The sequence below is a fragment of the Nostoc sp. NMS9 genome, from assembly GCF_017114995.1.
Classification (GTDB): domain Bacteria; phylum Cyanobacteriota; class Cyanobacteriia; order Cyanobacteriales; family Nostocaceae; genus Nostoc.
In genome coordinates this window covers 45386-67928 of the sequence record NZ_JABXKL010000081.1, presented here as the reverse complement: position 1 = coordinate 67928, position 22543 = coordinate 45386, and the positions used below count along the sequence as shown (strand labels likewise).

Genomic DNA, 22543 nt, shown 5'->3' with positions numbered 1-22543 from the left:
GGTAATTGGGAAAGAATTTCTTCAGTTAAAGACATTTTGGAAAAATTTAACTCTACATTCCAAAACTACCTGAGAATGAAGAAAGTAGATAGGACATTATTTATGGAGAGCTACGAGCGTGGTCAACAATAATAATCAAATACTACCATTACCCCTAGAGGTTGACAAAGAAGAGTTAGAAGGCGTTGTGCAGGTGTTAGCAAACGTAACTAAGCTCCCTGTTGAAGTGGTTAAGCCACATTTAGATGCATTACTTGAGCAGTTGATGAAATTAAAACAGGAGCAACCATTTTACAAAACTGCAACGGCTCTTGAGTGGATAACAGCTTTTCGGGAATGGGCAGAGAGCCATAGGCGAGATACACCCTTACTATCAGAGTATGCTTTAAGTCGGGCAGGAATATACAATGATGAGGAGTCGGAAGATATTTAAGTGACTTATCTTATCGATACCAACTTATTGCTACTAAGCGTACAGCCACACCACCCAATGTATGCAGATACACTGAACGCAATTTCAACTTTACGAGGAGCAGAGTTAGAGCTTTTTATTACCTCACAAAACCTCATAGAGTTTTGGCGAAGTGCAACACGATCTGCCCAAAGGAACGGCTTAGGCTTAACCATAGCTGAAGCTAGAACGGAACTAGAGCGCTTAGAAGGTTTCTTCTTGGTACTGCCAGATGTACCTGAGATTTATCCAGAGTGGAAGCGATTAATTATACAGTATGGGGTAATGGGGGTAAATGTCCACGATGCTAGGCTTGTAGCCTCAATGTTAGTCAACAGGCTAACTCATATCTTAACTTTCAACGTTAGGGACTTTAACCGCTACGCTTCTGAAGTCACCCTTGTGAACCCAACTAGCTTTACACTACCATCTTCTGAGAGCTAATTAGGTTGTCACCTTGTACTCTTTCTTCTATTCTTTAATGTCTGGTTTCTCGGCATCCGGTGAATCCGATAACTGATTTATTTCAAGCTTTGATTAATTATTCTTGGACGCCTAAAGACTGTTAATTTTCTTTAACTAACTGTGGTGTGGGTGCGGAGTTTTTGTGCACAGATGTGAGAATGCGATCGCCTTGGCGCAATCCTCTTAAAACATCGCCTGGTAATTGGGAAAGAATTTCTTCAGTTAAAGACATTTTGGAAAAATTTAACTCTACATTCCAAAACTACCTGAGAATGAAGAAAGTAGATATGATTATGGCCAATTACGAATTACGAATGACAAAAGTATGTCCACTACAAAACCTGTAGAACGTCTGTATACTTTTGAGGAATATCTCACCTACGATGATGGCACTGACAAGCGCTATGAACTTGAGGATGGGGTACTGCTAGAAATGCCTCCAGCCTCAGATTTGCATGAAGCGATCATTACTTTCTTGTTGATCCGCTTCTATCTAGAAATCCAACGACTAGGGTTAGACTGGCAGGTTCGCCCTAGCAGTACTGGCGTTCGTACCTCCGTCAAAAAATCCCGTCTCCCTGACTTAATTGTGATGACTGAAGAACAGCGACAATCTATTCAGGGTAAATCGGCTGTGCTTGAGTTACCTCCACTGTTGACAATAGAAGTGGTTAGCGCTGAGTCTGTGAAACGAGATTATGAAAGGAAACCACTTGAGTATGCAGCCTTCTCTATCCCTGAATACTGGATTGTTGATCCTCTGGAAGTAAAGGTGACAGTCTGCTTGTTGAATCAGGGACGTTATAACCAAACAGTATTTACAGGAAACCAGCAAATATATTCTCCGACTTTCCCTGAGTTAAAACTGACAGCGCAGCAGGTGTTAACGGCTTAGAAATTGTTTATCGAATTAGTTGAATCAAAAGACCTCTCCCTGGTTTTACTACGCAAAACCGTCCCTCTCCGACTCGGAGAGGGACAGACTTGAACTTTAGTTCAAGGCAGGGAGAGGTTTATTGAACTTATGTTAAATTATCCCAAACCGAATAATTTAGAAATCGCAGGCAATAATTTATTACCTGCTTCCACCAGAGAAGCAACAGCAGGTAAGCCTGTAAATATCCCTTTCAACATGGTGATTGCAGTTTTCGCCGTCTTCTGCTTAGTGGATTCTTGAGGATTTTTACCCGCTTCTGCCAAAGTCTTCACCTGTTCTAGCGCTTCGGCTTTGTCTTCTTCTGACAAATATGTAGATTGTATGATTGCATCTTGCAACTGGGACAATAATTCTTTGATTCCTGGTTTCTCGGCATCTGGCGCATCAGGTAACTGATTGAGGGCAATACTCACGTTACCGCTAATGGTTCCTAGATTAGCAATAGAATTATTGCCAGCGATACCGCTAACATTACTGCTATTTTGAATATTGATGCCGCTGATATCTGACATATTTGTATCTCCTTGAGTATAAAATTTCGGCTGCTTGAGAGCAGTATCTACCATATTTTCTAAACTAATAATGCGCCTATCTTTTTCTACAAGTAATAATTGCTGACTCTGCGATAAGGCTTTGAGTTGATTATAATCATCAAAATATTCGGCACTCAGTTGAGATTTATCGCTACCTGCGGCGGTTTTGGCTCTGAGCAAGATTTTATCATCGCCGCGTTTCTCCATTGCCACGATTTCTAACTCGGCTTCGGGATGGTTTTCGGCAAGGTTTTTGAAAGCTATGGCAACGGCGCGAGGGTCAACGCCTTGATTGTGGTAAAGGTCGAGGGTGTCAAAAATCGGTTTGATAAAGTTGGCAAAATCCCCGTCTGCAAATACCTCTTGTTTATTATCAGGTTTGCGGAGGGGGTCGGGGTCTTCTTTGGTGGGTAAGCGCATAAAGACATATTCACACCTCACCCCATGCAATTTAGTTTCTCTCGTAATGCCCCAATCTTCAATGTATGCGCCTGTGAGTGTTGCACCTGTTAAATCTGTGCCGACTAGTTGCGTTTGCTTCAGCTTTGCTCTTGACAAATCGGCATCTTGCAAATTAGCTTCACTGAGATCAGCGCCGATAAAGCTGGTATCAGCTAGGTTTGCTGCTTGTAAGTTGATACCTCGTAGGTTTTGACGGTCAAAATTTTTGTCCTGTCCCTGTCCTGTAACCAGCAGTTGACGTACTTGTGAGTTTTGAAGATAAGTCAAACCAGGACGAACACGGTCAAGCATTTTGGCTTGATGCCAACGGCTACAGATAAGGATTGTGTTGCGGAAATCTGTACTTTTGAGCGTAGCTTGGGTGAAATCAGCATTGGTTAAGTTAGCGCCACGAAAACTTGTACCTCCTGTTGCAGCAAAGGCGATCGCAATATTACGAACCAAGGAGTGATTTTGATCTCCTTTCATGGCTCGCCAGCTGATGTAGATACTAAATAACGTTCCAGCTCCGGCTATGACTCCAACTATGGCTCTAGCTCCAACTATGACTCCGACTATGGCTCCGGCTCCGGCTATGGCTCCGGCTATGGCTCCGGCTCCGGCTATGGCTCCGGCTATGGCTCCGGCTATGGCTCCGGCTATGGCTCCGGCTCCGGCTCCGGCTCCGGCTCCGGCTCCGATTATGACTCCGGCTCCGGCTCCGATTATGACTCCGGCTCCGGGTCCGATTATGACTCCGGCTATGGCTACGGCAAACACTACGGCGAGGCCTACGGCTAAGACTCCTAAACCAGCTGCTACTCCTTGGCAAATTGTGACGAAGAAAAAAGCAATTAATACGATTAGGGCAGCCCAGCCGCCAATCTGAAACTCTAAGCTAGAAGTATCAAATATTCGTGATACCAATAACCCGTTCGCAACCCATAACAATCCTGAAAGTCCCGACAACAGCCACGAGACGAGGACTAGGAAAATTGTCCAGCGGCGTTGCAGTCCAGCTTTGACATGACTGAAGTTCGCACCTGTTAAATTAGCGTTAGAGAAGTTTGCACCTCGGATGTCGGCATAGCTAAAGTTTGCACCCGCAAGGTCTTTCCTACCTTTGAAGTTGCGTCCTCGGAGATTTTGACCGGAGAAGTCTAAAGCCATGTTCCACTTTACAGAGGTGAGCAAATTTTACTACACGCTCACCCCTGTAAATTCAGGAATGGCTGGATATTTTTCATTAATGGAGTTCAAAGACTCGTTCACGAGTATTAAAGACTCATTAACGGAGTTCAAAGCCTCATTCACAAGTATCAAAGACTCGTTGACGGAGTTCAAAGACTCATTCACGAGTATAAAAGACTCGTTAACGGAGTTCAAAGCCTCATTCACGAGTATCAAAGACTCGTTAACGGAGTTCAAAGACTCATTCACGAGTATCAAAGACTCGTTAACGGAGTTCAAAGACTCATTCACGAGTATCAAAGACTCGTTAACGGAGTTCAAAGACTCATTCACGAGTATCAAAGACTCATTATTGAACTACAGCCACTGATTACCACTGTTCCACTATGAGATTATCTACATAACTAAAATGCTGATCATTTGTAGCTAATGTCCAGCCACGTTCCAGACATTGGGCTGCAATCCAAATATCATTTTCTGGGATTGGTCTGCCTTTGCGCTTTAAGGTAAGGCGTGTTTGGGCGTAGGATGTAGCGGTTTCTCGCCCCATTGGCACTACAACACAAGCTTCAATGAACTGTAAATAGCGAGTCAAGTTTTGCAAGGAACGGGCAGAATTTTCCGCTCCAAACAGCAGTTCAGCAACAACTGGTAATGATAGGACGATATTTGGCAAGGCTATCACTCTTGCAACTGCGATCGCATCACCGTTGAGATAGCGAATAGCAACGGACGTGTCCAGAGCCGTTTCACCAGCCATTAGAGTCAATTTGCTCAAATTCTCGATCAATCACAGACTGCAATTGTGCTGCTTCTTCGTCGCTGATAATGCCTGCAAACTGTAACAGTGGATGGGTTGGAGTCTCTTGGTACTCAATTATGATTTTAACTTTGCTATGCTCTGCCACACCTGTTAGTGTTTGCAGTGGACGCAAAACTCCATCTTCATATATTGCTTCAATAGTCTGAGACTCTGGCATACGGTTTTGCAATTTAATTCCTACTCCAAATTCTATAACGATTTCCAGGTGCAATTTCTGCTATTTTAGCGATGTCTACGGCGGGCTATGCCTACGCATAATTTGTAGCAACTCTTTTGGTCTGCGTTAAGCTGTTGTGCATACAAGTTGCACAATTTAAATTGTGGGTAAGAACTCCAAACCCTCTCCCCTGCTCCCCTGCTCCTCTGCTCCCCTGCGGTCTCAATGTGTAAATTAAGTACTTAACAGCTTAACAGTGTTAGCGTCCACTATGCCGCCTGTAAATTGGTAGTAATTGAGAGTTCACTTCCGTCCTGCTAAGACTTGTTCGGCACTCAAATCCAATTGTGGAAAAGTAAAAGAGATGATGCGTTCTTGTCCTCGGAATGCAACAGCATCATAGAACCCTTCTACTAAAGTGCATATTGTTACTATCTCTTGAATCGGGTCAACAATCCAGTATTCGGGAATTTCCAGAACAGCATACTCAGAACGTTTGCTGCGATAGTCTGTGGTTTGTGTAGATTCGCTGACGACTTCTACCACTAATATGGGGAGAGTTTCGTTGAGTTCGATAACAGCTTCTCGATTAGAAAGTGCTTCCCACTGCTGTGTTGGTAATACGACTACATCTGGAATTCGTGAGGTATCCCAGCGTCCCCCTCGTGGCGCTCCCGCTTCGGGTCGCCGCAGGCATCGCACTCCCACAGAAAACTTTTGTGCTGTCCAATTCTGGCCCATTTTGGCACTTTCATCATCAAAGCTTCGTTCTAAAAACTTGGAGATGCCACCGTGCTTGCCAGTGCCAAGGCTCATGGGAATTAATTCTCCATCTACCAATTCATATTGGGTATCCGTGCCATCGTTATACTTAAGATATTCTGCAAAAGTAATTTTTTTTGTGGTTGCAGTCATAGCGATACCTACGGCGGGCTGCGCCTACGCAATTCTCATCGATGACTCAATACAGTTATTCTACTTGCATTACAGGAAATACTGATGGAACGTTCAAAATTAATTGCTATTCTTACAGGTGCGATTTCTATCATTTTAGCGATCGCTTACCTCATCGTAGTCCAATTGCTAGACTACCGAGATATGAAACCCGCCCCCATCAGCCAATTTGACCAAGCGCCTGCGATTATTTCTGTTGTTTGGCAGATTGACAAAATTACCGAAGTGTAAATTACATTTAGTGTCAAATGAAAGCCAGGGCGAATGGAATTCGCGGCTACACAAACAAAGTCCGCCTACGCGGACTAAGGAAAAATTAAGTATTTGAAACCCACCTCTGTGGGTTTTGCCTGTGTAGACGCGGTTTCTAACCGCCCTTTTAACAAGAGAGGCTTAATATCAATTGATAAAACTAATGATAACTATTGATTCATCCCTTACTCAATTCATAGATAAAAAACAATAGCTATTATTGATTACTCAAATAGTCGATTGTATAAGAAATAATTAGAGTTATTATCTCAAATTTATTTAGTTAAATAATTCCATTTTGACAGATATAACGGTAAGCTGTTTCTAACAAAATTAAGCAAAGATAAATTTGCATTATCTGCGTAGGCGTAGCCCGTCGTAGACATTGCTGGGTTAACTGGGATCAACGTCAGTTGATTTAAAACCCATAATTTTTGATGACAATAATAGAGGTGAGTTGATGGCTCAGTTTCTACTAGAGACTGTTTGGCTAGTTCCGTGCTATGCCTTAATCGGTGGCTTGTTAGCCGTGCCTTGGTCGCCGGGAATCATTCGGAAAATGGGACCAAGACCGGCGGGTTATGTAAACTTGGTGATGACATTTTTGGCGTTTGTGCATAGTGCGATCGCCTTACAAGCAACTTGGAATTATCCAGCCCAAGAAGTATTTATTCCTTGGTTATCTACGGCTGGTTTAGACCTAACCATCGCCTTAGAAATCTCTTCAGTGAGTGTCAGCGCTTTGGTTGTGATTACTGGCTTGAATTTGCTGGCGCAGATTTATGCGATCGGCTACATGGAAATGGATTGGGGTTGGGGACGCTTCTATTCTTTGTTGGGATTATTTGAAGCGGGATTGTGTGCCCTTGCTTTGTGTAATAACTTGTTCTTCAGCTATGTAATTTTGGAAGTCCTGACGCTGGGAACCTATCTACTAGTCGGCTTATGGTTTAGTCAGCCTTTGGTAGTTTCAGGTGCGAGAGATGCGTTTTTAACCAAGCGGGTGGGAGACTTATTCTTGCTGATAGGCGTGTTGGCATTATGGCCTTTAGCTGGAACTTGGAATTATACAGAATTAGCTGAATGGGCGGCTACTGCTAACGTCAACCCGACAACTATGGCACTGGTAAGTTTAGCTTTAATTGCTGGGCCGATGGGTAAATGTGCCCAATTTCCCCTGCATCTCTGGCTAGATGAAGCGATGGAAGGCCCTGTTCCCAGTACGATTTTGCGGAACTCGGTAGTAGTAGCTAGTGGTGCATGGGTGCTGATTAAATTGCAACCTGTGTTAAGCTTGTCGCCCATAGCTTCCTCGGCGATGGTTGCGATTGGTGCGGTGACAGCCGTGGGTGCTTCTTTAATTGCGATCGCTCAAATCGATATGAAACGCTGTCAATCCTATTCTGTCAGTGCATACATGGGTTTAGTATTCATCGCCGTGGGAGTGCAACAAGACGAAGCGGCGCTATTGTTAGTACTCACCCACGCTATATCCGCAGCACTATTGGTGATGAGTACGGGCGGAATTATCTGGAATAGCATCACCCAAGACGTAACCCAACTTGGTGGACTGTGGAAGCGTCGCCCGATTTCCGGAATCGCCTTTATTGTCGGCAGTTTGGGATTAATTGGTTTTCCACCACTGGGTAGCTTTTGGGCGCTGATGGAATTAGCAGATAGGCTGTGGGAAACTCAACCTTGGTTAGTGGGAGTAATAATCGCGGTAAATGCTTTGACAGCCGTGAGTTTGACCAGAGAATTCGCTTTACTTTTTGGCGGTAAAGCTACACAAATGACAGAGCGATCGCCTGAAGCTCACTGGCCGATGATTCTGCCGATGATGATTCTACTTGGCTTTAATCTACATCTTCCTTTCATCTTGCAAAATTTATCACTTTTACCAGATTGGGCAAGCCTAAATAAAGATGTCGCACTACTTTTAAATTGGTCAAGTATTTTCGGTTGCAGTATCACTGGTGTGATTTATTTCAGCAATATTCCCAAACCGATTCGCCTGCCTTGGAAAGGTTTACAAGATTTAATCGCATACGATTTTTATACCCCCAAACTCTATAAAATGACCATAATTTTTGGAGTTGCCAAAATTTCCCAACTTGCCGATATGATTGACCGCTTTGTAATCGATGGCATTGTTAATTTTGTTGGTTTATTTTCCCTATTAGGTGGCGAAGGTCTCAAATACAGCAACTCTGGGCAAACCCAGTTTTATGCACTCACTGTTCTTTTAGGAGTAAGTCTTTTAGGAATGTGGGTAACTTGGCCATTTTGGGGAATACAGTTTTTAAATTTGGTTTTTCAAATCTCGACACTTGGATAGCATTAACTATCCTACTAAAAGTTAACAGTTTAATATTGTGAGAATAATTCCATGAGCATACGACATCCGCAGATAAATCTTTCCAGAAGAAGTTTATTCAAGTTTGGTGCAGGTGCGATCGGTACAGGTGTATTGACAGCCGGACTTGGTTCAAACTTACTTGCAGCGGAAAAAACACCAGTAGAAGAGATTACGCCTGATAAAGCACTGCAAGAGTTATTAGATGGGAATGAAAGGTTTGCCAAAAGGAAACGTCGTAATCCTGACCAAAGCTATTCACGTTTAGTTGAAGTTGCCAAAGGTCAAAAGCCCTTCGCTTCTATTCTCGGTTGTGCAGATTCACGAGTACCTTCAGAAATTGTTTTTGACCAAGGACTTGGAGATTTATTTGTTTGCCGGATAGCTGGTAATATTGCCACAACACAGCAAATTGGTAGCTTAGAATTTGGCAGCTTAGTATTAGGCACCAAAGTCATCATGGTCGTCGGGCATGAAAGATGTGGTGCAGTACAAGCGGCGATTAAAGGTGCTCCAGTACCTGGAAATATTGGAAGTTTGCTTGAAGCAATTAAACCAAGTGTAGAAAGTTCAAAAGATAAATCAGGAGATATGGTAGAAAATGTTTGTAAAGCAAATATTTTGGCGCAAATTAAAAGATTGCAATCATCGTCAGTTTTATCTGAGTTAATCAAAGCAGAAAAGCTGAAAATAGTCGGTGGTTATTACGATTTAGATACTGGAGAAATTAGTATAGTAAGTTAGCTTTTTTGTCTTTTGTCATTAGTCATTAGTCATTGGCTAAGAGTTAAGTCATAAAGGACAAAAGACAAAGGACGAAGACGTAAGTTTGGTTGAGGAACAAAACCCAACATTATCGAGACTTTGTTGGGTTACGCTATCGCTCAACCCAACCTACTATTCTCTTAACCCAAGCGTATTGAGTCATATAAAGACAAAGGACAAAGGACAAAACTCTCATGTTAAGTGTTTTGATTTGGCTGCCAATCTTTACTGCTATTTTTATAGCAGTCTTACCTGTAAGTATTCCTAAATATCGCATTCGTTTAATAGCATTAATTTTTTCAGGGATAGTTCTCTTCTGGAACATTTTTATCCTGTTAAAATTTGATATCAGTAATCCTGGAATGCAATTTCAAGAGTATTTGCCTTGGAATGAAACCCTTGGTTTGAGCTATCAACTAGGTGTTGACGGGCTTTCTATCTTGATGTTGGTGTTAAATAGTCTGCTCACCTGGATTTCTATTTACAGTAGTAGTAAAGAAACTGAACGCCCCCGGTTATTTTACTCCATGATTTTATTAGTTAGTGGAGGAGTCGCAGGTGCTTTTCTAGCAGAGAATTTACTACTATTCTTCCTGTTTTACGAGCTAGAATTAATCCCCTTCTACTTACTAATTTCCATTTGGGGAGGGCAAAAACGGGGTTATGCTGGGATTAAGTTCCTGATTTATACTGCGGTTTCGGGAGCATTAATTCTGGCGACATTCTTGGGTATGGTGTGGCTGAGTGGTTCTACCAATTTTGCTTTTGATGCAGTCTCTACAGAAAACCTGTCAACAGCCAAACAAATCCTTTTACTAGCAGGAATAGTCTTAGGTTTTGGTATTAAAATTCCCTTAGTTCCCTTCCATACTTGGCTACCCGATGCTTACGTTGAGGCTTCAGCACCAATTGCCATTCTTCTCGGTGGCGTGTTAGCAAAGCTGGGAACCTATGGATTGCTGCGATTTGGGTTGGGTATGTTTCCCCATGCTTGGAGCATTATTGCACCGACTTTAGCAATTTGGGGAGCAGTCAGCGCCATTTATGGGGCAGTAATTGCGATCGCTCAAAAAGATATCAAGCGCATGGTAGCATACAGTTCCGTTGGTCACATGGGCTATATTTTGTTAGCTGGTGCTGCTAGTACTCCCTTAGCACTCGTTGGTGCAGTCGCCCAAATGTTCAGCCACGGTATCATCCTAGCCATTCTCTTCCACTTGGTAGGAGTTGTGGAAGCCAAAGTCGGTACACGCGAGTTAGATAAACTCAATGGTTTAATGAGTCCCATACGCGGTTTACCTCTAATTAGCGCTTTACTAGTTTTAAGCGGTATGGCTAGCGCAGGTATTCCCGGTTTAACAGGATTCATCGCCGAATTTATCGTCTTTCAAGGCAGTTTCTCTGTCTTTCCCCTCCCGACAATTTTGTGTGTAGTCGCTAGTGGATTAACCGCAGTTTATTTTGTCATCCTCCTCAACCGCACCTGCTTTGGCAGACTGGATAACTTCGCCTACTATCCCAAAGTTCTTTGGTCTGAGAAAATCCCAGCTTTAATTTTGGCAGCTTTCATCATCTTTTTAGGAGTACAACCCACTTGGTTAGTGCGTTGGAGTGAATCCACAACTACAACAATGGTGGCTGCAATTCCCTCTTGGGAAAAAACTGTCATCTCTGAAGTGGTAAATAATTAAGAGTTTTTAAACGCAGAGAAACGCAAAGTTTAACGCATAGGCGCTTCGCCTTCCCGCAGGGTAGGAGCGCAGAGTTTTTGAATTCGATTCGCTAGAAGTTTACGCAATTGAGTAAATATCATTCCCATGACAGCAATTAAAACAGCAATTAAATTACCTCCTTCAAAACATGAATTTGCTGAAGTAATTCATCGTCTAGAAGCAGGCGGTGCAATGTTACCTGATACTCCAGAAAATTTGATGCAAATCATCGGTTTATATAAAGCTTATGCTGTGCCGATGGATTTTTACTGGCGTGACCTACTTTATATTGCCGAACGCGAATTTTTAAACCCGTTACCGTTCTTTAAATACTTCTTACCCAAAGAGTATTTAGAACGGCATAATCATTACGCTGGCGATGATGCCGATTTACGAATTTGGCGCGGCGAAGCTACTGCACATCCAGAACTTTTGGCATTTATCGAGAAGGGTGAAACTTTTAAAATGCCAAAGTTGTTGCATCACTTGTTGCACGATCGCATTAACATGGAATTTGCTGAAGCTTGTATGCGGGCGATGTTGTGGCACAGAGGTATGGGTGGACAGTTTGACCCTTACCTAGATTCAGACGAATACAAAGCCAACGCTGACCGAGCAATTAAAGCTTACTTCCAAGGGAACCCTGTAATGCTGGGACTTTATAAGCTGTTCCCCGATATGTTTTTGGAACAGTGCCGCCAGATGTCATACTACGCTAATCTGGGCTTATTCTGGGAAGTCATGGCGCCAGTATTCTTTGAAATGTCCGATCGCTATGATGAAGGTACCATTAGCAGTGTTCCAGAGGCGATGAGCTTCTTAGTTAATGGTATATTTGCGATCGCAGGTCGTCCCATTTACCATCACGTTTATATTCGTGGTCAATGCTACGAAATCATCCCCAAATCTAAGGGTTTCATGTGGCTATATGAAGCTGCATTACCCTATGTAGAAGCAGTTTTCTACCGCACTGCACCCTTCCGAGGAACAAAATCTTATAATGCTCAAGCGCGTCAAGTACCAGAAGACCAAAAAGACTTTCACTATGGTATTCTTTACGCTGATGTCTTTCCAGTGGGTACTGCTGGTATTCCCCCGACATTATTAATGCAAGATATGTTGCATTTTTTGCCACCATATCTTGTTGATTATTACAGCCAACATTGCCGGGGCGAAGAAGATATGTTGATTCAGTTAGGAGTTAGTTTTCAACGGTCAATGTACTGTGTCACTTCTGCGGTAATTCAAGCCTTGCGAACTGCACTTTTATATCCTTTAGATGACCAAAATCCCAAGCATTTACAAGCCAATCGAGAGTTTTTTGAAATGCAGCTAAATCGCTTTACCCGTGCTGACTACAATATTCGTGATGCTGCTCGTTTAGGGAGCATTCAAAGTCAAGATTATCGATAAAATATCTCCATCTAAAACCTTTGTAGAGACGTATCACTGCTACGTCTCTACATTCTTTTTTACAAAAATACACTGAAACGAATAAGTGTATAAAGTCAAGCTAATATCTGTTAGTAATCTACAATACTTGCAATTTCATCGAGTGTAGCCCAAGAGTAAAGCAACCCATCCAATGAAGGCGCTACCAAAGACTAGCCATGCAGCATTGATGCGAAAGTGAATGGCTAAAATGGCTGAGACGATCGCGATCGCCAAGCCGAGAAAATCTACAAATGGGTGTTGTAGTAATGTTAAAGTCCCTACCCCCAATTGCAAAGTAGTAACAACCATTAGCGCTACAGCACTAACATTCACAGCATCCAAAAATGCTCTAGCCCAAGAAGAGGCTCGTAAGCGTGGAATTAGGGGATTCAGGGCAGCAACGAAAATAAAAGAAGGTAGAAAAATTCCGATTGTGGCAACAATTGCGCCAGGTATGCCAGCAATGACATAACCGATAAACGTAGCAGTCGAAAGTACTGGCCAGGGGTAAATTGGCCCAGGAATTAGGTTAGTTGCACCCAGCAAATCTAGAAAATGCTCCCTTGTCAACCACTGACGCCGCTTAACCACTTCATCTTCAATCATGGCAATATGAGCAACCGGCCCCCCAAAGCCGATGACGCCCAGTTTAAAAAACAGGTTGGCGAGTTCACCTAAACGACTTGGTGCTGAATTAGTCATTTTTGCTTGGCAATATACTTCTCAAGTAGGAATTGCTTGAGGTGCGGCTGTTCTAAATTTAAACCAAGCTCTTGCGCTTTCTGACTAATTTCCTCATAAGTCAGACTTTCACTAATCGCATTGGCAATCAAGGCAATACCACCAGCCCTTGCTCCAGCAGCACAGTGAATTAAAATTGGTTTGGGTAACTTCTCAATCTCCTGAATTGCTAATTCTGTTTGCTCTTGATTGGGTTCTGAAGGCTTTAATGGGACATTGGCATATTGCAGTCCAGCCGCTTGAGCTTGCTGCTGTTCGTCACTGAGAAAACCTGCTTCATCGGAAGAACGCAGGTTCAGCACTGACTTAAATCCCTCTTGGGCTGCCTGTTTTAACTCCTCAGAAGTTGGTTGTCCAGCAGCGCTCAAGTCGTCACTAACTTTTTTAGTGTTACTCATAATCTTTAAACACACTTTTTCGATAGCTTTATCGTAGTTTATTCTGTAATGGCTGGCTGTATGCCTACTGGGTGCGATCGCGTGAAAAATACTGAGCGACAGCAAAATCTATAACAACGGTTTCATGTTGCTACACTTGAACCGAGCAGACTGGCATGATGAAAGTGCGATCGCATCGCAGTCGGGCATAGCCAGCAAAAGCAGAACGTTTTCGTCAATATAGTAAATAATTCTTCGCCTGTCTGGTGATGCTGGACGTTAGGGCTGAACTTCGCGCAGCCGACGCTCCAGAAAGCGGCGTTCGCTGTCATTAGTAACTAGCATGAGCGCGATCTCGTAGCTCTCTGCAGCTGACGCTGAGGCTCCGATGCGGCGCAGCATCTCGGCACGGGTGGCGTGAAATAGATGGTAGCCATTAAGTTGGGGAGCAAGCCCATCAATGAGTTCGAGGGCCGTCTGAGGAGTCTCTATCATTGAGATCGCCACCGCCCGGTTCAGCGAAACAATCGGCGAGGGCTGCAAGCGTTCGAGCAAATCGTAGAGGCGGACAATTTGTAACCAGTCCGTTTCTTCTGCTTGTGCTGCCTGACAATGTAGTGCCGCGATCGCTGCTTGCACTGCAAAGGAACCAATCTCGCCCCGCAGTGCCTCTTCAACGAGCGGTAGCGCCTCAGCAATCTGCTGTTGGTTCCAGCGACGACGATCCTGATCTTCGAGCAACACCAGATCGCCTGCCTCATCCAAACGGGCATCGCGCCGGGAGTCGTGCAGCAACATCAGCGCCAAGAGTGCAGTCACTTCTGAGGGCGGTTGCGGTGCCATCAACGTCCTCACGAGGCGACCCAGCCGAATCGCTTCTGTGCAGAGGTCAGCCCTCACCATCGTCTCGCCCCTAGTCGTCGCGTAGCCCTCATTGAAAATCAGATAGATCGCCGTCAGCACTGCGTTTACCCGCACAGACAGATCGGTTGTGTCCGGCACTTTATAGGGAATACCTGCATCCCGAATCTTGCGCTTGGCACGCACCAGCCGTTGCGCCATCGTTGCCGTGGGGACGAGAAACGCCCGCGCAATTTCATCTGTCTCAAGTCCGCCCAGCAGCCGCAGTGTCAAAGCAACCTGCGCCTCGATCGCCAGTGCTGGATGGCAGCAAGTAAAGATCAGTCGCAGCCGCTCGTCTGGAATTTCGTCTGTGTCGTAAGTTGGCTCCTCGCGGGTTGGAATCAACCCGGAGGCGGCGTACCATTCCAGTTTTTCCGTCAGCCGTGTCCGCCGTCGGAGGCGATCAATGGCTTTGTATCGAGCTGTTTTGATGATCCACGCACGTGGGAGATCGGGCATGCCGCTGGACTGCCATTGATTCACGGCGGCTATAAAGGCTTCCTGTACCGATTCTTCAGCCACATCGAAATCCCCCACCAACCGGATGAGGATGGCGACGATCCGCCCCCATTCAGCCCGGTAAAGGGAGGCGATCGCTTGGTTTACGTCTGTTTTTGCGTTTGGGATTATACCTGACATAAAAAATTTTTGGCGAGGTGTCGATTTGAGTCAGCACCGTTCGACTTACTAACAAAGGGAAACAAGGGAGGTATACCTTGATCGTACTAAACGATCAAAATTTTTGGTGGAGTGTCGATTTGAGTCAGCACCGTTCGACTTATTAACAAAGGGAAACAACGGAGACAACCCCATGAAATATTTGCTGCTGATTTACCTGGAGGAAAATGCCCTGAGCCAAACCGAACGGGAACATTGTTATGTAGAATCCGCGCAACTGGCACAACAACTTAACTCGAAAGGGCAGTATCTTGCGACCGCCCCGCTCCACCCTGTCGCAACTGCAACCAGCGTTCGGGTGCGCGACGGCAAATCGCTAGTAACTGACGGGCCGTTCGCAGAAACCCGCGAACAATTGGGTGGTTTTTTTCTGATTAATGCTCAGGATCTCGACGAAGCGATCGCGATCGCCGCGCGGATTCCAAGCGCGCGCTTCGGCACCGTTGAAATTCGACCTGTGATTGAAGTTGCAGGCTTGCCAGAGAATTCGTAACTGCACTCAACCTCAACCCAAAAGGAGAGATTGCCATGACAACCAAAAGCACGATCGCAACTAACGAAGTTCAGATTCGCCAACTAATTGCCGAGCAACAACGTGCCATCTGCACCAAGGATGTTGAGCAAATTATGTCCCGTTATGCCAACGAGGTTATCGTCTTCGATGTTAAACCTCCCTTCCAAACCCAAGGAAAAGATGCTTGGGGTCAAGTGTGGTCAGAATGTTTGCCTTACTTCCCCGACACCTTTGAGATTGAAACACGAGACCTCAAAATTACCGTCAGTGAAGACTTAGCAGTTGCACATTGGCTATTTCGCTTCACAGGAACTCAAGACCATCCGGCAATGCAGACGTGGATGCGTGTCACCGCTGTCTGCCAGAAAAATCAAGGCGAATGGCAGATATTACACGAACATCTCTCGGTTCCATTTGATCCAGAGACCTCTCAAGCTGTATTCACGCTCAACCCATAGCCCAATCTACTGAGCCAACGCCATGAAACTCAATCCTTATCTCATGTTCAACGGCAACTGTGAAGCAGCGTTCAAGTTCTACGAACACTGTCTTGGCGGCAAAATTGTCATGATGATGACCCACGGAGATGCACCCTCAGCCGAGCATATACCTGCCGGATGGCATGACAAAATCATGCACGTCTGCCTCGATCTGGGCGATCGCCTCTTGATGGGGTCTGACAGTCCGCCTGGGTATTTTGAAACACCCCAAGGCTTTTACGTGCAAATCAGCGTTGACGAGCTAGCGGAGGCAGAACGCATCTTTCATACCCTGGCAGAAAATGGAAAAGTGAAAATGCCGATCGATCAAACCTTTTGGTCTGTCCGCTTTGGGATGTTGGTCGATCGATTCGGTATTCCGTGGATGGTCAATTGCCAGAAAACTGCTTGACTTGTGGGGAGGTGCTTATAGGCATCTTCCCTGTAAAACCTCAGCGCTTTTTCGCCGATCTTTCACTGTGCAATAATTCAAAAGAAGAACCCATGAGTACTCAAATTTTTGTTAATCTGCCAGTTAAAAACCTCAATCAATCGATCGATTTCTTTACTCAACTCGGCTTTGAGTTTAATTCTCAATTCACTGACGAAACTTCCACCTGTATGATTGTGTCCGAAAACATTTTCGTCATGCTCTTGACCCATGAGAAGTTTAAGACGTTTACTCCCAAAGAAATTTGTGATGCCACAAAAAGCACAGAAGTGCTTGTGTGTTTATCTTCTGATAGCCGAGAACAAGTTGATGAAATAGTTCGCAAGGCTGTCGCCGCTGGTGGAACAACCTACAATGAACCACAAGATCACGGTTTTATGTATGGACATGGATTTGCTGACTTAGATAGCCACATTTGGGAAATTATTTACATGGAGCCAAGCGCAATAAGTCAAGGTTGAAAATGCAATGTTTGAGGAATTCCCATTCAGATGCGATATAACGTTGTACAGCATCTGAATGGGAACCGCTATAGCTGTAATACAAAAATGCAAATACTCCTACCTTCTTCAAATAGCTCTTTGCCGCACATGTCGCCCATCAAACCCTTGCTTAATCCAATTCAGACATTCATATTCAGATTTGAATAACTTTGGAGCTGCAATATTATTCAATAACTCTGGTGGGTAATGGTCATAAAAATATTTATCTCCTTCTTGGAAGATGATAATCAAATTGTTCCGATAAATGTAGCGAGACTTAAAACTATCCCCTCGATGAACAAACTCGGAATTTTGATCGATATGCTCTTTAGCAATATCAATGATATTACTAACGTCACTTCCATAGATTCCTGCCGGATTGTCTGCTTTATGAAATTTGCTTCTGTGCCCAATTTCAGATAGTATTTTATATGAATAAATTTCGTAATTATTCGCCTTACCAAAAACAAATGGAATTATGAGATATCCTTTATATGAGACTGATTTTTCATAAAGAAGACGACTCATCTCAACCTCCTTTTGTGGAATTGCTCTGAAAAAATTCGCTTTAACAGAAAAGTATTACAACACCAATTATCTACTAAATACGATCACCATAAATTGAGTTGATTAGGGGGATGTTCAAGGTTATTCCAAGGTAGGGGTGGAACTAGTGTACCACTTTGTTCCAATAGCTGTTGGAAGTGACGGGCTGTGTTGGGCGATCGCGCTTCTATTGGACAATGGACAAAGAAATAAATTCGCACTCCCATCTGTAACCATTGCTGAATTTGCCTTACCCACTCTTCCATAAATGGCTGATTCACTGATAAATTCGGATGAGAAATAAACCGAATCAGAGTAAAAGGTGCTGTTACACTCAATTGCAACGGTAATTTAGGTTTGCGTCGTTCCGATTGTAATTGGGGATCGTCATCTCCAGTATAAATGGGGCGCGAGTCTAACAGTACCCTTCCGACACCTAACTTTTCTAAAAGCGCCGTCAAATTACTAGCATGGGGTTCCTTGAACCAGTCGGGATGCCGAACTTCCAGCGCTAGAGATGCTTCTGTTCGCGGCCAAGCTTCCAGAAAGTTGGTCAAATCGTCAAGTAATGCAGGTGCATAACTGGGTGGTAACTGGGCAAACATTGGGCCAAGATGCTTACCTAAAGGGCGCATCCCCTCCAGAAATTTTAAAGCAGCTGGTATATAAGGTTGTAGCAACCCTTGATGGGTAATATCTCGCGGTAATTTTAGGCAAAATTCAAAACCTGCTGGTGTTTCGGCACCCCAACGGGTTACAGTTTCTTGGTTAGGCACGGCATAAAAGGTGGTATTACCTTCTACAGTGGTGAAGCGACGACTGTAGAGATGGAGAAAATAGGCAGTGCGAGTGCCTTGGGGATAGAGTTCGCCTACCCAACCTTTATATGCCCAAACAGCACAACCGATAAAAAAGTTCACAGTGCCTAAAAGCCTTGATGTATCATATTCAATTTTACAGGCAGGTTGTAGGGATGGATGAAGCTAGGTCAGATTCCCGATTTGTTAAAATCACAGATTTTTTTCTCAAAAAGCTTGATTGCTTTCTCTTTTCAGTAGATTTAGCAAGCAAAAAGGCATATTGCTTTCTCTTTTCAGTAGATCGCGCATTCATTGTAGATGTCTTATACGACCATCGTTCCTATGCTCAGTTCTACACACTTAAAACCATCACCGCAGAACGAGACAAGTAAAAACCGTTGCCCAACTAACGGGCAATTAGTTAATTATGATCTGCTCCCGGTGTAGCCCAACTAGGCATCGCTCATCACAAATTACCAACCGTTGTCAGGGCGCATTCGGTCAACAACTAAGCAACTTTTTGCAAGTGTTGCACGCGAGGCATAACTTCTTGGGCAAAACGTGTCATCTCCCGAACAAAGGGATTAAATTGCAGCATGAAAGTGTCAATACCTGCATCAACGAAAGCTGCAACGCGAGTTGCAACTGTATCATAGCTGCCAACCAATCCTGCGGCTGTGCCACCATTGCCGCCAACAGCCGGATTTTTAGCGAACAGTTTGAACATGGCGGCTTCTGAGTCAACTCCTTTAGCAACACTTAACTTATATTGTTCTTCCAACTTTTGCAGTGCGATGAGTCGTTCTAGTTCTGCTTGCGCTTCTTCATCTGTAGTCCGGGCAATGACAAAGGCTGACAGACCAAAGCGGACTGGTTGGGGTAGGAAACGTGGTCGGTCCAAAACTTGTTTAATTACTTGGCGGACATCTTCAATCGGCTGACCGTTGATGAAGTAAACATCAGCTTGTTCAGCCGCTAAAATCTGCGCTGGGTCTGATGCTCCTCCCAGGTAGATACGAGGATAGGGTTGAGCAACAGAGAAGGGTCGAAAGGTCAAATCTTGGATTTTGAAATATTCACCCTCGAAGTTCACCCTCTCACCGCTCCACAAAGCTCTAACAACCTGCAACCATTCACCAGAATAGCGATAACGTTCATCATGGGGAGGGAAGGGGATATTAGTACGCTCCATTTCTGGGCGAAACCAAGCACTAATTAGGTTTATGGCAAAACGTCCACCACTTATTGCATCAATTCCCAGGGCCATCTTGGCTAGAACGGCTGGATGAAATAATAAAGGTTTAATCGCGGCGATAATTTCTATACTTTCCGTAGCTTCAGCCAACGCTGCACAAGCTGTCCAAGTTTCCAACTGTTCTAAATCCAGACTACGGGGATTGGCAAGGTGCTGTGCGACTAAGGTTGTGACATATCCTAAGCGTTCTGCTTCTAATACTAGCGATCGCGTGCGTTCATAACTAGCATCAATCGGTTCATCTGGCGTATTGAGAGGGCCAAAGTTACCTCCAACAGGGGCCCAAATACCATAGCGTGGTTCTGACATTTTTACCTCCAAATTAAATGGGGACTGGGGAGATATACCTTGTTTTTTATCCTCACCTATGCAAATCTCATAGTATACTACTATAAATCTATCGATTTACAGTATATTTATTCTAGGTGCAAAAATAGATGGCAGAAGCCAGAAACTCTATCGAGCTTATTGCAGCTGTTAAGCCATTACTATTTCATCCCGCCGTCTTAGCAAAGATGACCTTAGGTATATTAGAGGTATCTACTCAACATGAGTGTGACCCAGAGTTTGCAATCTTTCAAGTCTAGAAACTACCGTCTATTTTTTGGTGGTCAAAGTTTATCTATGATTGGTAGTTTTATGACAGAAACTACCTGTGCATGGCTAGTTTATTCTCAAACAGAATCAGTAGCTTTACTGGGCTTAATTGGTTTTCTGAGCCAGGTTCCTAATTTAATAGTTAGCCCTTTAGCTGGTATTTGGATAGAGCAGTTTAATCGACGTAATATTCTAATTACCGCGCAATTTATCATGATGATTCTCTCGTTAGCTTTAGCAATTTTTGCTTTAACAGGAATAATCAGTATTTGGCAGATAATTTGTGCAAGTATATTGCAAGGTTTACTCAGTAGTGTTGAGATACCTGCTCGCTATGCTTTCATAATGGACATAATTGAAAATAAAGAAGATATTACTAATGCAACCGCTCTCCATTCTTCTTTACTTAGCGGTTCGCGGATTATAGCTCCGGCGATCGCAGGAATTATAATTGCTAGTCTTTCTCCTGGACACTGTTTTTTAATTGATGGTATTAGTTACATTACTATCATTACAGCTTTGTTAGCAATTAAAGTTAACAAGCTAACAATGGTACGCCGGAATTATCAAAATAACATTTGGCAGAATTTAAAAGAAGGCTTTACATATGCTTATTATTTTTTGCCTATTCGCTCAATCTTACTATTGATAGCATTACTCAGTTTTTTGGGAATGCCGTATCTAAGAATTATGCCTGTTTTTGCCATCCAAATTCTTCAAGGAGATTCCACTACTCTGGGTTTCTTAACGGGAGGGTCAGGGCTGGGAGCATTATGTGGTGGCATTTATTTGAGTTACCAAACAAATTTAGTTAGGCTTGGTAAAATTATTGCCTTTGCTCCGGCTATATTTGGTACAGCATTAATTACCTTTTCATTGTCGAGAAGCTTTTGGTTTTCTTTAATGATAGTTCCAATAATAGGTTGTAGCTATATTTTAGAGTATTCATCTAGTAATTCTGTTTTACAAATAATATCAGATGATGAAAAAAGAGGTCGGCTCATGAGTATATATAATATGTCAGTTATGGGAATTATTCCATTTGGCAATTTATTTATAAGTGGATTAGCAAGTATATTTAATGCAACAAATGCTTTAATTTTTGGAGGCTTGTCTTGTATTATTGGTTCAATTATTTTTTACAATATGTTACCAAAAATTGAAAATTTATTGCACCCAATTTATGTTAGTAAAGGAATATTGGATGAATAGCTTATACTTACAGCTTATTGCAAGTAAATGAAGTACATAGGTAGGAAAACAACATTGTTGGGATTTTAGATTTTGGATTAAATTGTTCTCCACTACCCAAAGGAAACTTTATGACAGCAATACTTACTCGTCCAGCTTGGACTACTGATTTAGAACTGGAAATTTTTGACAAACTAATTGATAAGTACGCCCCTCACATTCCGAAGAAGCGATGCCTGCGGCGGGCTACGCCTACGCAAGAACCTAGATCGCCGGAAACTGATGAGGAAAAAGAGAATTTCTACCGCTTCCGTATTGCTGGTGCAGCCCATGACCTGTTTATTGTGCAAGTCTGCGCTAAGATAATTGACTCTTTTCCTGACCCAGAATTACAGCTATTTTTGAGCAGACAAATAGGTGATGATGGCGCACACGCTCAAAATACTCGTTTAAGAGCGCAAGCTATATCGGGACATGATCCAATTGAGGATATCCAAAAGCAGGTGCAGAAGCATTGGGATTATATGGGTGATTTACCCATTCGTAATTGGCAAGGCTTTTTAGCATTTGAGTTGCATTACGAACTTCATATTGTGGCTTTGTTATTCATCAATAGCCGTACCAGCAAAATCAACGACCCAGACTCAGCCAAGTTTGCAGCAGAAATAATCCTGCCAGATGAAGCAGTTCACCGCTTGGGAGTTGTAGACTGGTGGCAACGTAAATTTGATCAAGTTTCACCCGCAGAGAAAGAGGATTTAATCGCACAAGTCATAGAAGCAGATGAAGAAGGTCAACGCCGACGTAATCCTTACCTTCGGGATCATTGGCAGTTGAGCCAAAAAGCTATTGGTATTGAAATTGATGATTTGCCAATACTTTATGATACTTGGCGGCAAGAGGTTCTTTCTTACTTCTTGGATATCCCTATATCTAGACTACCCAAACTTGTGAGTGTGAATGATTGATGATAAAAAACTACGAGCCGATGGTATTGCCGATGAATGACAAAGCTCCTAAAAAAGGAACGATTAACCTCTGCGGTTTACCGTGGTAAG

The 22543-nt window shown here is 43.5% G+C and carries 25 protein-coding genes; 14 read left to right on the top strand and 11 right to left on the bottom strand.

From position 1 onward, the window contains the following. The first annotated feature begins 118 nt into the window (after positions 1-118). Entirely contained in the window at positions 119-433 is a 315-nt protein-coding gene (locus HWQ40_RS26040) for a hypothetical protein (protein WP_292783716.1), read from the top strand. After that, positions 434-895 carry a type II toxin-antitoxin system VapC family toxin gene (locus HWQ40_RS26035; RefSeq protein WP_292783713.1) on the top strand — a complete coding sequence of 154 codons (462 nt, stop codon included), beginning with the start codon at positions 434-436 and terminating at the stop codon, positions 893-895. It abuts the gene before it with no gap. A 121-nt stretch (positions 896-1016) separates the two neighbouring features. Here the strand turns inward: HWQ40_RS26035 and HWQ40_RS26030 are convergent, their stop codons facing one another. Next, a complete protein-coding gene (locus HWQ40_RS26030; protein ID WP_292783711.1) occupies positions 1017-1148 on the bottom strand; it encodes a hypothetical protein in 132 nt (43 codons plus the stop codon). A 93-nt stretch (positions 1149-1241) separates the two neighbouring features. On the opposite strand from HWQ40_RS26030, the gene HWQ40_RS26025 reads away from it, so the two are divergent. After that, positions 1242-1811, top strand: a complete 570-nt coding sequence (locus HWQ40_RS26025) for a Uma2 family endonuclease (protein WP_292783708.1) — start codon at positions 1242-1244, stop codon at positions 1809-1811. Positions 1812-1948: 137 nt separating this feature from the next. Here the strand turns inward: HWQ40_RS26025 and HWQ40_RS26020 are convergent, their stop codons facing one another. From HWQ40_RS26020 to HWQ40_RS26005, 4 genes are all read right to left on the bottom strand, one after another. Then, positions 1949-3997, bottom strand: a complete 2049-nt coding sequence (locus HWQ40_RS26020) for a pentapeptide repeat-containing protein (protein WP_292783705.1) — start codon at positions 3995-3997, stop codon at positions 1949-1951. 391 nt (positions 3998-4388) lie between these two features. Continuing rightward, positions 4389-4778 (bottom strand): type II toxin-antitoxin system VapC family toxin, encoded by a 390-nt coding sequence (locus HWQ40_RS26015; RefSeq protein WP_292783702.1) that lies wholly within the window; start codon positions 4776-4778, stop codon positions 4389-4391. Continuing rightward, positions 4768-4998: an antitoxin family protein gene (locus HWQ40_RS26010; RefSeq protein ID WP_292783699.1), complete on the bottom strand. Its 231-nt coding sequence runs from the start codon at positions 4996-4998 to the stop codon at positions 4768-4770. The genes HWQ40_RS26015 and HWQ40_RS26010 overlap by 11 nt, the downstream gene beginning before the upstream one ends. A 303-nt stretch (positions 4999-5301) precedes the next feature. Then, positions 5302-5913 carry a Uma2 family endonuclease gene (locus HWQ40_RS26005; RefSeq protein WP_292783695.1) on the bottom strand — a complete coding sequence of 204 codons (612 nt, stop codon included), beginning with the start codon at positions 5911-5913 and terminating at the stop codon, positions 5302-5304. Between the two features lie 84 nt (positions 5914-5997). On the opposite strand from HWQ40_RS26005, the gene HWQ40_RS26000 reads away from it, so the two are divergent. From HWQ40_RS26000 to HWQ40_RS25980, 5 genes are all read left to right on the top strand, one after another. Next, positions 5998-6183 carry a hypothetical protein gene (locus HWQ40_RS26000; RefSeq protein WP_292783693.1) on the top strand — a complete coding sequence of 62 codons (186 nt, stop codon included), beginning with the start codon at positions 5998-6000 and terminating at the stop codon, positions 6181-6183. A 481-nt stretch (positions 6184-6664) separates the two neighbouring features. Then, positions 6665-8542 carry an NAD(P)H-quinone oxidoreductase subunit F gene (locus HWQ40_RS25995; protein WP_292783690.1) on the top strand — a complete coding sequence of 626 codons (1878 nt, stop codon included), beginning with the start codon at positions 6665-6667 and terminating at the stop codon, positions 8540-8542. Positions 8543-8593: 51 nt separating this feature from the next. Then, on the top strand, positions 8594-9304 hold the full coding sequence (locus tag HWQ40_RS25990; RefSeq protein ID WP_292783689.1) for a carbonic anhydrase: 711 nt from the start codon (positions 8594-8596) through the stop codon (positions 9302-9304). A gap of 215 nt (positions 9305-9519) precedes the next feature. Next, a complete protein-coding gene (locus HWQ40_RS25985; RefSeq protein WP_292783686.1) occupies positions 9520-11016 on the top strand; it encodes an NADH-quinone oxidoreductase subunit M in 1497 nt (498 codons plus the stop codon). Between the two features lie 126 nt (positions 11017-11142). Then, positions 11143-12450, top strand: a complete 1308-nt coding sequence (locus tag HWQ40_RS25980; RefSeq protein ID WP_292783683.1) for a CO2 hydration protein — start codon at positions 11143-11145, stop codon at positions 12448-12450. Between the two features lie 135 nt (positions 12451-12585). On the opposite strand, the gene HWQ40_RS25975 is transcribed toward HWQ40_RS25980, so the two are convergent. From HWQ40_RS25975 to HWQ40_RS25965, 3 genes are all read right to left on the bottom strand, one after another. Next, entirely contained in the window at positions 12586-13173 is a 588-nt protein-coding gene (locus HWQ40_RS25975; RefSeq protein ID WP_292783680.1) for a chromate transporter, read from the bottom strand. Next, on the bottom strand, positions 13170-13610 hold the full coding sequence (locus HWQ40_RS25970; RefSeq protein ID WP_292783677.1) for a sulfur transferase domain-containing protein: 441 nt from the start codon (positions 13608-13610) through the stop codon (positions 13170-13172). Before HWQ40_RS25970 ends, HWQ40_RS25975 begins: the two co-directional genes overlap by 4 nt. 258 nt (positions 13611-13868) lie before the next feature. Continuing rightward, positions 13869-15131 carry an RNA polymerase sigma factor gene (locus tag HWQ40_RS25965; protein WP_292783674.1) on the bottom strand — a complete coding sequence of 421 codons (1263 nt, stop codon included), beginning with the start codon at positions 15129-15131 and terminating at the stop codon, positions 13869-13871. A gap of 172 nt (positions 15132-15303) precedes the next feature. Here HWQ40_RS25965 and HWQ40_RS25960 point away from each other — a divergent pair, with 172 nt between their 5' ends. The 4 genes from HWQ40_RS25960 (at position 15304) to HWQ40_RS25945 (ending at position 17075) form a co-directional block, all read left to right on the top strand. Further along, the gene (locus tag HWQ40_RS25960) at positions 15304-15663 is read left to right on the top strand and encodes a YciI family protein (protein ID WP_292783671.1); all 360 of its coding nucleotides are present in this window, start codon (positions 15304-15306) and stop codon (positions 15661-15663) included. Positions 15664-15698: 35 nt separating this feature from the next. Then, positions 15699-16142, top strand: coding sequence for a nuclear transport factor 2 family protein (locus HWQ40_RS25955; RefSeq protein WP_292783670.1), 444 nt, complete (start codon positions 15699-15701; stop codon positions 16140-16142). A gap of 22 nt (positions 16143-16164) precedes the next feature. Next, on the top strand, positions 16165-16575 hold the full coding sequence (locus tag HWQ40_RS25950; RefSeq protein WP_292783668.1) for a VOC family protein: 411 nt from the start codon (positions 16165-16167) through the stop codon (positions 16573-16575). Between the two features lie 92 nt (positions 16576-16667). After that, positions 16668-17075 carry a VOC family protein gene (locus HWQ40_RS25945; RefSeq protein WP_292783666.1) on the top strand — a complete coding sequence of 136 codons (408 nt, stop codon included), beginning with the start codon at positions 16668-16670 and terminating at the stop codon, positions 17073-17075. 108 nt (positions 17076-17183) lie between these two features. On the opposite strand, the gene HWQ40_RS25940 is transcribed toward HWQ40_RS25945, so the two are convergent. The 3 genes from HWQ40_RS25940 to HWQ40_RS25930 form a co-directional block, all read right to left on the bottom strand. Next, entirely contained in the window at positions 17184-17624 is a 441-nt protein-coding gene (locus tag HWQ40_RS25940; RefSeq protein WP_292783664.1) for a hypothetical protein, read from the bottom strand. 83 nt (positions 17625-17707) lie between these two features. Further along, on the bottom strand, positions 17708-18562 hold the full coding sequence (locus tag HWQ40_RS25935; protein ID WP_292783662.1) for a DUF72 domain-containing protein: 855 nt from the start codon (positions 18560-18562) through the stop codon (positions 17708-17710). Positions 18563-18950: 388 nt separating this feature from the next. Continuing rightward, positions 18951-20006, bottom strand: a complete 1056-nt coding sequence (locus HWQ40_RS25930; protein ID WP_292783659.1) for an LLM class flavin-dependent oxidoreductase — start codon at positions 20004-20006, stop codon at positions 18951-18953. Between the two features lie 240 nt (positions 20007-20246). Here HWQ40_RS25930 and HWQ40_RS25925 point away from each other — a divergent pair, with 240 nt between their 5' ends. Then, positions 20247-21506, top strand: a complete 1260-nt coding sequence (locus tag HWQ40_RS25925) for an MFS transporter (RefSeq protein ID WP_292783656.1) — start codon at positions 20247-20249, stop codon at positions 21504-21506. Between the two features lie 110 nt (positions 21507-21616). Next, positions 21617-22453, top strand: a complete 837-nt coding sequence (locus tag HWQ40_RS25920; RefSeq protein ID WP_292783654.1) for a hypothetical protein — start codon at positions 21617-21619, stop codon at positions 22451-22453. Positions 22454-22543 lie beyond the last annotated feature (90 nt).